This is a genomic window from Hydrotalea flava (assembly GCF_001623405.1).
GTDB classification, from domain to species: Bacteria; Bacteroidota; Bacteroidia; order Chitinophagales; family Chitinophagaceae; genus Hydrotalea; species Hydrotalea flava.
The window spans coordinates 1-13,162 of the sequence record NZ_LUHG01000050.1; the positions used below are offsets into that span (position 1 = coordinate 1).

13 protein-coding genes and 1 pseudogene are annotated in these 13,162 nt (G+C 35.7%); 5 read left to right on the forward strand and 9 right to left on the reverse strand.

Annotated features, from left to right (window positions below):
• From A0F92_RS05405 to A0F92_RS05425, 4 genes and pseudogenes are all read right to left on the reverse strand, one after another.
• A pseudogene (locus tag A0F92_RS05405) lies at positions 1–494 on the reverse strand (NAD(P)(+) transhydrogenase (Re/Si-specific) subunit alpha); the annotation flags it as partial.
• Positions 495–729: 235 nt separating this feature from the next.
• Entirely contained in the window at positions 730–1,530 is an 801-nt protein-coding gene (locus A0F92_RS05415) for an O-methyltransferase (RefSeq protein ID WP_068242521.1), read from the reverse strand.
• Positions 1,531–1,593: 63 nt separating this feature from the next.
• Positions 1,594–2,124, reverse strand: a complete 531-nt coding sequence (locus A0F92_RS05420; protein ID WP_253810192.1) for a dihydrofolate reductase — start codon at positions 2,122–2,124, stop codon at positions 1,594–1,596.
• 23 nt (positions 2,125–2,147) lie between these two features.
• A complete protein-coding gene (locus A0F92_RS05425; protein WP_068242524.1) occupies positions 2,148–2,942 on the reverse strand; it encodes a thymidylate synthase in 795 nt (264 codons plus the stop codon).
• Between the two features lie 274 nt (positions 2,943–3,216).
• Here A0F92_RS05425 and A0F92_RS05430 point away from each other — a divergent pair, with 274 nt between their 5' ends.
• Positions 3,217–5,781, forward strand: coding sequence for a PAS domain-containing sensor histidine kinase (locus A0F92_RS05430; protein ID WP_167516833.1), 2,565 nt, complete (start codon positions 3,217–3,219; stop codon positions 5,779–5,781).
• Between the two features lie 294 nt (positions 5,782–6,075).
• Positions 6,076–6,504, forward strand: a complete 429-nt coding sequence (locus A0F92_RS05435) for a response regulator transcription factor (protein ID WP_068242530.1) — start codon at positions 6,076–6,078, stop codon at positions 6,502–6,504.
• Between the two features lie 19 nt (positions 6,505–6,523).
• On the opposite strand, the gene A0F92_RS05440 is transcribed toward A0F92_RS05435, so the two are convergent.
• The 4 genes from A0F92_RS05440 to rpiA all read right to left on the reverse strand — a co-directional run bounded on the left by A0F92_RS05440 (position 6,524) and on the right by rpiA (position 9,677).
• Positions 6,524–7,726 carry a proline dehydrogenase family protein gene (locus tag A0F92_RS05440; RefSeq protein WP_068242533.1) on the reverse strand — a complete coding sequence of 401 codons (1,203 nt, stop codon included), beginning with the start codon at positions 7,724–7,726 and terminating at the stop codon, positions 6,524–6,526.
• 119 nt (positions 7,727–7,845) lie between these two features.
• Complete coding sequence (locus A0F92_RS05445) at positions 7,846–8,346, reverse strand: SDR family oxidoreductase (RefSeq protein WP_167516834.1); 501 nt, start codon at positions 8,344–8,346, stop codon at positions 7,846–7,848.
• On the reverse strand, positions 8,324–8,563 hold the full coding sequence (locus A0F92_RS15520) for an SDR family NAD(P)-dependent oxidoreductase (RefSeq protein WP_167516835.1): 240 nt from the start codon (positions 8,561–8,563) through the stop codon (positions 8,324–8,326). The genes A0F92_RS05445 and A0F92_RS15520 overlap by 23 nt, the downstream gene beginning before the upstream one ends.
• A 436-nt stretch (positions 8,564–8,999) precedes the next feature.
• Positions 9,000–9,677: a ribose-5-phosphate isomerase RpiA gene (gene rpiA, locus A0F92_RS05450; protein WP_253810194.1), complete on the reverse strand. Its 678-nt coding sequence runs from the start codon at positions 9,675–9,677 to the stop codon at positions 9,000–9,002.
• A gap of 199 nt (positions 9,678–9,876) precedes the next feature.
• Between rpiA and A0F92_RS05455 the strand changes: the two genes are divergently transcribed.
• Complete coding sequence (locus A0F92_RS05455) at positions 9,877–10,932, forward strand: mandelate racemase/muconate lactonizing enzyme family protein (protein ID WP_253810196.1); 1,056 nt, start codon at positions 9,877–9,879, stop codon at positions 10,930–10,932.
• Between the two features lie 59 nt (positions 10,933–10,991).
• Complete coding sequence (locus A0F92_RS05460) at positions 10,992–11,504, forward strand: acyl-CoA thioesterase (protein WP_068242537.1); 513 nt, start codon at positions 10,992–10,994, stop codon at positions 11,502–11,504.
• A 2-nt stretch (positions 11,505–11,506) separates the two neighbouring features.
• Here A0F92_RS05460 and A0F92_RS05465 read toward each other — a convergent pair whose 3' ends face one another.
• On the reverse strand, positions 11,507–12,211 hold the full coding sequence (locus A0F92_RS05465) for a lysophospholipid acyltransferase family protein (RefSeq protein WP_253810198.1): 705 nt from the start codon (positions 12,209–12,211) through the stop codon (positions 11,507–11,509).
• Positions 12,212–12,411: 200 nt separating this feature from the next.
• On the opposite strand from A0F92_RS05465, the gene hxpB reads away from it, so the two are divergent.
• Positions 12,412–13,074 (forward strand): hexitol phosphatase HxpB, encoded by a 663-nt coding sequence (hxpB, locus tag A0F92_RS05470; RefSeq protein ID WP_068242544.1) that lies wholly within the window; start codon positions 12,412–12,414, stop codon positions 13,072–13,074.
• Positions 13,075–13,162 lie beyond the last annotated feature (88 nt).

The following is a 13,162-nucleotide window of genomic DNA, read 5'->3' on the forward strand; positions in this document are numbered from 1 at the left end:
GGCGGAATACTGCCGGCAGCTGTAATAAACATGGGGAAATATCTGCCGTAATTTGCAGCGGCCATCACCACAGCTTTATATCCTGCTATGTTAGCCTGACTGCTTAACACATCCATACTTTGTGCACGGGTTGTGCGGGGAATAGCATCTAAACTAAATGTGGTGATGGATTTTGAAGCCCACTCCTGCATGGTTTTAAACGCATACAAGGGTTGAAAGACACCCACTACAATTGTTCCGGGCTTAATCAGTTGTATATCATCATTGGTAAGGGGATGAATAGAAAACAGAACATCAGCCTGCTGCAAAATTGCCGTTCGGTCATTGATATTTGCGCCTGCCTGTGTATAAGCTGCATCAGTTGCATAAGCTGCAATGCCGGCCTGTTGCTGCACCCAAACCTGTATGTTTTTTTTAAAAAGTAACGGTAATTGTTCGGGTAAAAGTGACACCCGATTTTCTCCTGACGGTTCTTTTAATACCCCTGCTATCATGTGCATTACATTATAAAACAAATGTAGGCGATTTGAAGTTGTTCAAGGGATTTTTTACATGAAATACAAGGTCAAAATTTAAGAACCAGGATTTTGCAGATTCTGAATGTATTTTTTCATGTGCTCTTTTATATTGATTTTTGACCACATAGAATTCGCCTATGATCATTCCTGTTGGTATTAAACCTAATGATGGCTCATTGCATGCTAAAAAAAGGTATTGCAACAGTAACAATCAAAATCGTATGGTAAAATGCTGTTTCGATTTAAACGATTTTCGAAACAATACAATGCCAATAAAAAACAAATCTATTGTGGCGGTAACGGCGGGGTTATTTTGAATTTCATGCCAGGCTTGTTCCATTTCTTTACTCCAGTGAATATCATCAAATATCATAATAGTATCTTCATTAGAATGCTTTAATAACCAATGGAAATATTGTAAGGTTGGTTGTAACCGATGATTCCCGTCAATAAATACAAAATCTGTTGCCTTATTAATTTGTTGCAACAATTCGGGTAATACAATATCGAAATTTCCTACATAAGAGCGAATATTCTTCAATCCCAAAATTTCAAAATTTTTATTGGCAGCTGCAGCCACCTCTTGTGCGCCTTCAATGGTAGAAACCGTTGCGTTGGGATTGGCTGCAGCCATATAGGCAGTAGTAATTCCTAAAGAAGTACCCAATTCAATAATGGAAGCGGGTTGATAAAAAGCCACCATTCTGGCCAATAAACTGCTGTATTTTCGGGGCTTTAATGAAGACCGGGCAATGGTAGCAATACTTCTTTTACTCTGCTTCACCACTCTGGATCCGGCTCCAAAATCATCTAACAGTATTTCCTGTTGGCTTATTTTTAGTTGTTGACGCATTCGCTCAATATCAGAAGCAGCTGCTATATGAATTTTAGAGACCAATACCTGCTGAACAAATTCAAATACAAACGGAGAGTGAATACCATGCCCCTTACCGTTAGAGGCTTTTATCCAGTACTGTATATATTTTAAAGCCAGTTTAGTTTTTGAATACATAATATTTTGAGGCTGTATAGCGAAAAAATTTTGTTGCTACATCTGTGAAAATCTTATCCAATTTTATACTTTTCGTTCCCAGCACTGAAAAGCGTAAGCGTACGCATGTTTCGCATCGGCATTATACTTTATTTCCGATGTTAAGCGCCATTCCGTTGTACTGAATGCAGGAAAAAATGCATCGGCATCTTCAAACACATGATGCACTCTTGTAATATACATTTTGTGCGCCAATGCTATGGTTTGCGCATAAATTTCACTCCCACCTAAAACCATCAATTCTTTATAACCCAATTGAAGTGCTTTTTGCCGGGCTTCCTCAAATTCGTGCACTACTGTAATACCCGGTGATTGAAACAATTGATTACGGGTTAATACCATATTATAACGCCCGTTTAAAGGCTGATTATTCAATGCGTTAAAAGTTTTTCGGCCATATACAACCGGCATTGCCCATGTTTTATTTTTAAAAAACTTTAAATCGTTGGGTAAGTGCCAAAGCAATGCATTGTTTTTTCCAATGGCATTATTTTCGGAAGCAGCTACTACCAGTGTAATAATAAATTCTGTTGGATTGAAAGTGGTTAATGACAAAAGTTAAATCATTTAAGTTAAAACTAAACAGCTATAGGTGCTTTAATAACCGGATGGTACTGATAATTTTCTAAGGTAAAATCATTAAAATCGAAATCAAAAATATTGGTAATTTGTTTATTCAGGTGCATTTGCGGTAACGGAAACGGATTTCTGCTCAATTGCAACGCAGCCTGCTCTATGTGATTATTGTATAAATGCACATCTCCAAAAGTATGAATAAACTCACCGGGTTGTAAGTTACAAACCTGCGCTATCATTAAAGTTAACAAAGCATATGATGCAATATTGAAGGGCACCCCTAAAAACACATCGGCACTGCGTTGGTATAACTGGCAACTTAATTTGCCATTGGCAACATAAAACTGAAATAAGGCATGGCAGGGCATTAGGGCCATTTTAGGCAAATCTGCTACATTCCATGCACTGACAATCAGCCTCCTGCTATCCGGATTGGTTTTAATTTGTTGAATTACTTCTGTTATCTGGTCAATGCTTGTACCACCAGCACCCTGCCAGCTTCTCCATTGATGGCCATATACCGGGCCCAGTTCTCCATTTGCATCTGCCCATTCATCCCAAATAGTAACACCATGTTCATTGAGGTATTGAATATTGGTACTACCTTTCAAAAACCACAACAATTCATAAATAATACTTTTTACATGCATTTTTTTAGTAGTAACCAATGGGAAACCTTTTTCTAAATCGAAACGCATTTGATACCCGAAACAACTACGGGTACCGGTGCCGGTGCGGTCATGCTTTTGCTGACCATTTTCAATAACATGCTTTAATAATTGTTGGTATTGCTCCATGCTGCAAAATACAAACAGGCATTGAAACCGGCCTGAAAATCTATTTAAAATGTTCAAAAGCTGTGGATATTTGAGATAATGTATTGAAGGAGTGATATTTATCACTTTTTCTACGCGGCAATTGCTTATATTTATTTCTTATTAGCCTGAAACAATTAATAATATTTTACAAAATTATTCCTATTGAAGTAAGGTTACCGATGCACATCAAATACCGCATTCAAACGAATGATGATTGCTAATGCAAAAGTACCAAAAGCCAATTTTAAGCAGTATGAAAAATAATTTCCTTAGCTGCTTTGCAACAACGCTGGTGTTGGCAACCAATGCCCGGGTAGTTATCGAAAATATTTGGCCTGAGGAAACCCTGCATTTTAAAAACAACAACCAATGGTTGAAGAAAAAATTTCAAAACCTTATTGTTGCAAAAGAGCGCTCTGCTTTTACGGCAGCATTTAAAAATTTTGCTGCTGCATCATTAAAAAAAATAACAATTAAAACTGTTTTGCAAAATGAAAAAGGAAAAAAATTTTCTGCTGAAATAACCATTCAAAAAATTAAAAAATTAAATGTTCCCCTGCAATATGTTTTTACCATTCAAAACATTCAACCCGTTCAAAACAAAACAAAATCTTTTCCGGTTGAATTGCTGTTAAGAGAAAACATTATTGATAATGTACATGCCATTATTGTAATATTGGATCATGCAGGCAATATTACTTACTTAAACAAAGCAGGCGAACAAATTACCGGTTATCAATTATCATCCGTTTTACATCAAAACTGGTTTAAGATTTTTATACCGGAAAATGAGCAATTAAAAGCACTGCAGGTTTTTAAAAACCTGAAAACCGGCAAACAGGCTATTGATTTTGAAAATACAATTCTCACCAAAAAGCAAATACCCAAAACCATACAATGGAAAAATACACCCATATACTCTGGAGGTACTTTTAAAGGAACCTTGAGTGTGGGTATGGATATTTCTGATTTAAAAAATACCATTGCAGCATTACAACAAAGTGAACACAATTTTAAATCACTCACGGAAGCATTGCCCGTGGGTATTTCCTTTTGCAGTACAGAGGGTGAAATTTTATACATCAACAAAGCATTCAAAAAAAATTTTGGATACAGTGCTAAAGAACTGAAAACTATTTACGATTGGTTTAATAAAGCCTATCCTAATAAAATATCCGTACAACAGGCAAAAGAACGCTGGGCCAATCATGTAAAGCAGGTTCAGCAGGAACACATCAGCACCACCCATGAACTTGTTTTGGTTGCAAAAAACGGGGCAAAAAAAAACATAGAAATAAAAACATCTTACAGCAATGGTTTTATATACAATATTTTTATTGATTTAACTGAAAAAAGAAGCATTGAGGCAAAGGCAAAAGAAACTGCTTTAAAATTTAAACGTATTATTGAAAACTTTCCGGTACCCATGGCCAGTTGCGATCTACAATACAATTTATTGTTCGTAAATAATAAATTCAGAGAGGTTTTTGGTTATGAGTTGGACGAAATTAAATTATATCCTGCCTGGTTTAAAAAAATACAATTCGATTCTCCTGAAGCAGAAGCTGAACACGATACTGAATTTTATGGTTATTTAAAAGAAGTACAAACCAATCCCGAAAAAATAGCACCTGTATTATACAGACAGATATACAATAAAAAAGGAGAACTAAGAGATATAAATATAATTTTTAATTTATTTGATAACGAATTATTTGCCATTTTAGAAGATGTTACCGAACAAAACAATTACATCAAATTATTACAGGAAAGTGAAGAACGGTTTAAAGCATTGGCACAAAATATGCCCATTGCCATTGGCAGTTATAATACGGATGGAACTGTAAACTTTATCAATAACTATTTTACCAAAACCATTGGGTATGTGGCAGAAGATTTACCCACCATTGAATACTGGTATTACCGTACACAACCCGACCCGGTAAAAAGAAAACAATATTATGAACACTGGGTAGCATTGATTGATGCTTTCAGTAAAAATCCACAACAGGAAATTCCTTATTTAGAAAGCGATATTACCTGTAAAGATGGCAGCATTAAAACATTCAGCTATTTATTTAGCATTTATAAAAAAACAGTTTACATTATTTTTGTAGATGTTACAGAAAGAAAAAAAGCTGAAAAAGAGTTGATAGCTTCACATATACAATTGCAACGTTTATCGGCTCACCAACACCGAACCAAAGAGCAAGAACGCAAATTTATTGCCGAGCACATACATGATACCATTGGACAACAAATTACAGGTATAAAAATAGATTTAACCGTTCTTAAAAATAAAATTCAAAAAACAGATCCGGGTTTAGCTGAAAAAATTAACCATGATATTGAAATTGCCAATAGTGTTATTTTGGCTATTCGTAAAATGGCCGCTGATTTAAGACCCAGTATTTTAGATGATTTTGGACTGGCTGCTGCCATTGAATGGGAATGCAGGGAATTTGAAAAAAGAACAGGAATTCATTGTTTTTTTGAATATGATAACAGCCTGAAAAATGAATCTGCAGAACTGCAATCCAACTTATACCGAATTGTGCAAGAAGCACTTTTAAACATTGATAAACATGCCAAAGCCAACAAAATAATCATCACCCTCAGCAAATTAAATGGAGAAATTATGCTATCTATCAAAGACAATGGCAACGGGTATGATTGGGAGAAAAAAAACAAAAGTCTTGCCATGATAGGTATAAAAGACAGAGCCAGAAATCTGAAAGGTAATTGCACCTTTCAAAGTATGAAAGGGGCAGCAGGAGGCCAATTGTTGATTAAGATACCTGCCAATACCACTGCTTAGTTTAACAAACTACACTTTACAGCATACAAACGTATGAATTGTAGAAAATACACTACAAATAAATGATACGTTACACTATTTACCATCCCGGCAAGTGGTTGTTACTTTGTTCTATCAAAATACGAATACCTATTGAGAGCCAAATTTACTCCGGTCCGTCTTTAATACCCAATATCCCCTAATCTTATTCCTTTGAAAAGTAGAAACATCCATCTCCCAACAAAAGGGAGCATGATGTATTTTCTAATACGGGATATCAAAATTAAAAAATACTCGTATTTAAAATATAGCACTATGATCATTTATAAAAGTGAAAGATTGGCTATGGCTAAAAATTTGAAAGTATTATTAATAGATGACTCAACCATCATACTTACTGTAATGTCAGAAGTACTGGCCAGTATTTCCTGTGTAGCAAGTATTAAAACCAGTTCAGCACCAGTGCAGGCATTACAAACCATTGAAGAATTTAAACCCGATGTATTATTGTTAGACATTAATATGCCCGAAAAAAATGGCATAGAGGTTTTAAAAGAAGTAAAAGAACATTATCCTGCTGTAAAAGTAATTATGCTCACCAACCACTCAACTGAATATTATAGAAATACCTGCTACAACATTGGTGCTTATCATTTTATAGATAAAGCCAATGAATTTGATCAGATAGCTCCTCTGATGGAAAAAATCAGTACTGAGTCAGATGAAATTTTAAAAGCCATGTAATAAAAGGTTAACCCTGCTTTTAAGCTTTGATGGTACCCGCCAGTTTCCTGCGTTTCAATTCTTTCTTAATTAAACTCAACTCCCTATTGGTTTGTCCGCTTACACTCGAGTTTTCCTGAGCCCTTCGCATTAAATAAGGAATTACATCCCGAATTGGACCAAATGGCACATACTTACTTACATTAAAACCGGCTTTGGCCAAATTAAAGGTGATATGATCGCCCATACCATACAATTGAGAAAAATGAACATGGACATGAGCCGGTGAATCACTTCTTGCATTTAATAGCTCAGCCGCCAATAAATTACTGGCTTCATTGTGAGAGGCTATAATGGTAGAAATTTCGTGCATGTGTTGGATGCAATACCGAACTGCTGCATCAAAATCGCGGTCGGTATTCTCTTTGTTTACCTGTATAGGACTTTCATATCCCATTTGTTGTGCCCTTGCCCGCTCTTTTTCCATATAAGCACCACGTACCAATTTCATACCCAAAATAAAATTTTGGGCTTTTGCAATTTGATGTGAAATCTGTAAAAATTTCAATCTATCGTGCCGGTATAGTTGAATGGTATTGTAAACAACTGCTTTTTCTTTATTAAAAATTTCCATCATTTCCATGGTGAGCCGATCAATGGGATCTTGAATCCAGGTTTCTTCCGCATCAATTAAAACCCCAATATTTTTATCGGCAGCTGTTGCACAAATGGCATACATTCTATCAACCACCCTGTTCCATTCATTCATTTCTGATTCATTATCATGAATACCACTTCGCAACCGGGGTGCTTCATTTAACTTTTGTAACAAATCAAACCGGGCAATTCCCGTAACCTTTACACTTATAAAAGGAATATTTTTTTGAGTTCCGGCATATTCAATGGTTTTAATGAAAGATTCTGTTGCATGATCAAAATCTGCTTCATCTTGTTTTCCTTCCACACCATAATCTAATATTACCTGAACGTTATATTTTGCAAGGGTTTCCACAACAGGTGTAGTTTCCTCTAATGTTTCTCCGCCCACAAATTGTTTAAAAATGGTTTTACGAACAATTCCATGAATTGGCAAGCCCGTTTTCATTAAAAACGGCGTAACACGTGTACCAATAGGCACAAATAATGGATAGCCCATGGTATTAAACAAAAATCTTGATTGTTTAAGTTCCTTATCTGTTTTATAGGCAAAAGCCTGTTCTGTATTTTCAAATGAAATATCCATACTAACAATTGTTCGCGATGCGAATATCGTATGCAAACAGTAAACTAAAAAATAGGATAACGGTTTTAGAACAAAATTTGCAAAAAAGCGAAGCAGAAGCACCAATTCTTATTAGTAAATTAAATAGCCTGATGGTTAAATGGCTGTAAAACCATTTCGCTTACCACACCGCTGGCCGGTTGCTGACAAAGGAACCAGATAGCTTTTGCAGCTTCTTCAGCCACAATCATCTTATCTTTTTGTACACGCAAATCAATATTATCCCAAAATGGAGAATCAACACCTCCTAAATACAAATTAGTGCATCGAATTTCTGTTCTCTTCAGTTCTTCCCGAATACTTTGCATCATGCCCACCAACCCATATTTAGAAGCACCGTAAGCAGCAGCACCTGCCATGGGTACTTTACCCAATACGCCGGGTATATTAATCAAAAGCCCTTTTCTTTGTTGTTTCATGGCGGGTAAAAATGCCTGAATTAACAAGAAGGGTGCCAATAAATTGTATTCTATACTTTTTAAAAAATCGTTGGCTGATAATTGTTCAACAGGCTTGATAATACCTATTCCTGCAGCATTGATTACAATATCTATATTTTCAAATACAGAAAAAAAAAACATTTTTTAATGCAGTTACCTCCTCCTGCTGACTAATATCTGCAACAAACATTTGCTGCGCAGGCAATTTTAGCGATGCTGACAATGCTGCTAACTTTTCCTGATTTCTCCCGGTAATAAACACACGTGCACCTGCATAATGCAACAATGGTAACAATTTACTGCCTATTCCACCGGTTGCTCCTGTTAATAATACGCATTTGTCTTTTAAAGTTTCCATAGTTATTCAATTGCACAATACCAACAAAAAGAAAATGGTTTTGGTTTAACCAACCATATAAACCATACCAATCAATTGGAGTGTAATACAAAACAATTGGTAAAACAATGCACACCTGTTTGAATATGCGCTGTATAACAAGGACCACTTAAAAAAGAATGGCGCAAGTAATATTAAATATCATTATTGTGCAACAAAATTTAACTAAAAAATTGCTGTAATCCTTTGTTGTAAATGATTATAGGCTAAAAAATGGTTGTTTCAAAATTGGAGGAAGTCCCCCATCTTTTGAAATCGGTTGAAATAGGGTTCTGTAAAGGGTTTGAACCATTATTTTACAATTTTAGTCGGACAACAATGATTAAATATTATTTTTTCAAGAACTGATTGAAATTACACGATACAGATGATCTAATGAACTGAGTAGTGAATGGCTTTACTGCAATAAGTCAATATTTCCATCAGCATGGGCCACAACTACTATTGAAGCCATATTGATAAATAAACCATTTTCAACCACACCAACAATATCATTAATACGGTTATGCAATGAAGATATCTCTTCAATTAAACCAAAATCAGCATCTACAATATAATTGTGATTATCGGTTATCAATATATTACCTTCTTTTGTTAGGCGTATTGTAGCAATTGCGCCCAAAGACTGAATTTTACGAATGGTAGATTCGTATCCAAAAGGTACCACTTCAATTGGCACTTTAAACTTACCCAATTTATCAACTACTTTATGTTCATCTACAATGATGATATAAAATTCTGTTGCAGCAGCTACAATTTTTTCACGAAGCAATGCAGCACCGCCACCCTTTATCAATTGACGATCACGGGTGGTTTCATCCGCCCCATCAATGGTAATATCAATTTTTGAGATTTCGGCAAAATTCGTCATTGGTATGCCCAATGAACGGGCCAATTCATCACTTTGTTGTGAAGTAGCAATACATTGAATAGCCAGTCCCTGCTTCACTTTTTCTCCTAAAAATTGAATAGCCCAATAAGCTGTGCTACCGGTGCCTAAACCAACAGTCATTCCACTTTTTACATAAGTAATGGCCTTTTCAGCAGCTTTTTGTTTCAGTTGAATTGTATCCATTGTACAAATATCTATTTTCTTTTTTAAAACTACAGCAACATCATTTTAAATGATGCAACTTGTATACTGCCATATATGCCTCTATAAATGCTGGTTTTTATTTTTTCAACGAACATTGTATAAATTTAGGCCTCACAAAATACCTGAACAGATCAAAATGAAAATAAAATATATTTCAATTTACAAGTATTCAATTCCCATGGTACCTTTCACTATTGCCACCGGCACCATGCATTTTGCTCAGAATATTTTAATTAAAATATTTACGGATGAAGGCATTACAGGGCTGGGTGAATGCTCAGCATTTCCAATGATTGTTGGAGAAAATCAAAATTCCTGCTATACACTGGCGAAAGATTTTGCACTTTTATGGAAAGACAAAGACCCACTTGATATTGAATGCAGGATGCAGGAATTGCATCAACACATCACCGGTAATTATACCATTAAAAGTGCATTTGACATGGCTTTATATGATATAGCTGCTCAATACCAACAGGTACCACTCTATGCATTTCTTGGAGGTAAGAATAAAACGATTGAAAGCGATTTAACGATTGGGATAGATACCCCTGAAGTTATGGCTGAAACTGCATTCAAATTTGCACAAAAGGGTGTGCGTTGTATTAAAGTAAAATTAGGAAAAACCAGAATGGACGATATTGAGCGAATCAAACAAATACGCAACGCAATTGGCAATGCAATTACCTTAAGAATTGATGCCAATCAGGGATGGAGCCCTGCTGATGCATCATCAATTTTACATGTACTTGCCCCCTACCACATTGAATTTTGCGAACAACCCATGGCCAAATACAATGATGACTTTTTGCCTACATTATGTGCCGGTTCGCCTATTCCAATAATGGCAGATGAAAGCGTATTTACACAACATGATGCGGAAAGAATTATCAGAACAAAATCCTGCCATTCCATTAACATCAAATTTTCTAAAAGCGGGGGTATACTGGAAGCAAAAGCAATTCACCAGACAGCTGCTGCACATAGCATACCTTGTATGATGGGGGGAATGTTAGAAAGCAGGCTGGCATTAACTGCCATGGTACATTTTGCAATTGCACACAATAATATTCATTTTTATGATATAGATACATGCTTGTTAGGACATTTAGAAGATCCTGTTTTGGGTGGTGTAACCTATAATGGATTACAACTTACCGCTACTGAGGCACCAGGTATTGGTGCAACGGTAGATGAAAGCTACCTGAACGCACTGGAAAGTACCACAATTTAAAATTGCTTTTTTTACTACAAGGGGCTATTGTACTATCTTCGCACCCAAATCAATCCATCATGCAAGGCAGAAAAGCAAGCAATAGTTTTACCATTATGAATGAATTGGTATTACCAAACGATACCAACAGCTTTGGCAATTTAATGGGTGGTCGTTTAATGTATTGGATGGATATTGCTGCTGCGCTCTCGGCCATGAAGCACAGCAATACACCCTGCATGACTGCGAGTGTAGATAATATTAGTTTTAAAAATCCCATTAAATTAGGAAATATTGTTCATATTGAGGCAAAGGTTACGAGAGCTTTCAACACATCTATGGAAATATTTTTAAAGGTATGGGGGGAAGACAGCCTGCATCAATACCAATATGAAAGCAATGAAGCTTATTTTACATTTGTTGCATTAGATCCAAACGGTAAGCCCAGACCTGTACCGGCATTAATACCAGAAACAGAAGAAGAAATTAAATTATTTGAAGGGGCATTAAGAAGAAGGCAATTAAGGTTAATACTGGCAGGTAAAATGAAACCCGATGATGCCAATGAATTAAAAGCTTTGTTTGGCAAATAAAATTATTGTACCCCTGAATGATCATGCGGACCTTTCAGCATAAATTGTCTGCTTTGTTCTATTGCATCCATTACCTGTTCTAAAATTATATTTACATCAGCATCATAATCAATTTGCAAGGGTGGTTTAAATTGTACGCTTAGCAAAACACCTCTTTTTTTAAACTGCAATCCTTGTTTAGTAAAAGCTCGCCAAAATCCATTAATCACAACAGGTATCACAATTGGCCGGTTATTTTTAATAATATAGGCAGTTCCTTTTCTGCCGGGTGCAAAGGGCTTTGTTGTTCCCTGAGGAAAAGTAATTACCCAGTTTTTTCCCAAAGCACGATGGATTTTTCTGGTATCAAAAGGATCAAGCCCTCTTCTTACTCTTCTTACTTCTGTTGCTTCATGCCGCCAGGTACGTTTAACAGTTAAAGCGCCGGCTAAAATAAATAAACGACTAATCCAACTGCTACGCATGGTCTCTTCAGCAGCAACAAAATAAACATGTGTAAATGGATTGAATAAGCAAAACGGTAATCCTAATCTATTATGTCTGCGCCATTTTACTGCACAAAATATGTGTATAAAAACAATAACATCTGCGAAATATGTTTGATGATTGCTTACAAATAAAACATTATTTTCAGGCAACTGTTCCAGATTTTCGGTTCCCTCAATTTTAAGTCGGTTAAAAATGGCAATTCCCGGATAAGATATCAAACCAGCAATGATATAAATACATCTGCGAACTAGCTTAAAATGTTTTATTTTTTCTATGAAGGACAAGTGCAAGTATTTTAAAAACAAAGCTGCACAATATAAACATTGTTATTAAATTTTCTTTGTTTGATGGAAGTGAATGTGCATTGAATTTATCACTCATCATTTATTGCATTAGAATACCTTTGCGCAAAAAAATAATGGCATTAAATACTGTAATATTTGATATGGATGGTTTATTAATTGATAGTGAGCCATTATGGAAAGAAGCAGCAGATGAAGTTTTTTTGCACTATAATATTCAACTAACCGAAACTGAATACCATACTACTACGGGTTTACGTACCAATGAATTTGTAGCTACTTGGTTTTCCAAATTTAAAATTCCAGATACTGAAATAGGTATTGCTGAAACAAAAATATTGGAGGTTGTTAGTTATAAAATTGCAGAAAAAGGCGAAATAATGCCCGGCGTTGGGTATATTTTTGAATTTTTCCAATCACATCATTTTAAAATTGGGCTGGCCTCCTCATCTCCTCAATTTATTATAGATCAGGTAATACAACAAATAAACATTGCCCCCTACCTTATGGCCACGGCTTCGGCAGGTAATTTAAAATATGGGAAACCGCATCCGGAAGTGTATTTAAATTGCGCGTCAGCACTCAACTCAGTTCCAACTGAATGTCTTTGCTTTGAAGACTCATTTAATGGCATGATTGCAGCGAAAGCTGCCAGAATGAAATGTGTAGTAATCCCAATGTATCATCAGCAAAAAGAAGAGCGGTGGAGTGCTGCAGATTTAAAATTAAGTTCTTTGCAAAATTTTGGAGCCCTGCATCTGAATGTGCTCAATCAATAATTTTTGAAAAAAATTGTGAAAAAAATTGGTGATTGTTAAATTATCTTTAACTTGCTGTGCCGAATAAAAAAAGGGTCATCCCGTAGAA

Excerpts from the sequence above, each read along its gene's own strand:
- A0F92_RS05415 (WP_068242521.1), bottom strand. The coding sequence starts at position 1,530 with ATGTATTCAAAAACTAAACTGGCTTTAAAATATATACAGTACTGGATA.
- A0F92_RS05425 (WP_068242524.1), bottom strand. The coding sequence starts at position 2,942 with ATGGAGCAATACCAACAATTATTAAAGCATGTTATTGAAAATGGTCAG.
- A0F92_RS05430 (WP_167516833.1), top strand. The coding sequence starts at position 3,217 with ATGAAAAATAATTTCCTTAGCTGCTTTGCAACAACGCTGGTGTTGGCA.
- A0F92_RS05435 (WP_068242530.1), top strand. The coding sequence starts at position 6,076 with ATGATCATTTATAAAAGTGAAAGATTGGCTATGGCTAAAAATTTGAAA.
- A0F92_RS05440 (WP_068242533.1), bottom strand. The coding sequence starts at position 7,726 with ATGGATATTTCATTTGAAAATACAGAACAGGCTTTTGCCTATAAAACA.
- A0F92_RS05445 (WP_167516834.1), bottom strand. The coding sequence starts at position 8,346 with ATGTTTTTTTTTTCTGTATTTGAAAATATAGATATTGTAATCAATGCT.
- A0F92_RS15520 (WP_167516835.1), bottom strand. The coding sequence starts at position 8,563 with ATGGAAACTTTAAAAGACAAATGCGTATTATTAACAGGAGCAACCGGT.
- rpiA (WP_253810194.1), bottom strand. The coding sequence starts at position 9,677 with ATGGATACAATTCAACTGAAACAAAAAGCTGCTGAAAAGGCCATTACT.
- A0F92_RS05455 (WP_253810196.1), top strand. The coding sequence starts at position 9,877 with ATGGTACCTTTCACTATTGCCACCGGCACCATGCATTTTGCTCAGAAT.
- A0F92_RS05460 (WP_068242537.1), top strand. The coding sequence starts at position 10,992 with ATGCAAGGCAGAAAAGCAAGCAATAGTTTTACCATTATGAATGAATTG.
- hxpB (WP_068242544.1), top strand. The coding sequence starts at position 12,412 with ATGGCATTAAATACTGTAATATTTGATATGGATGGTTTATTAATTGAT.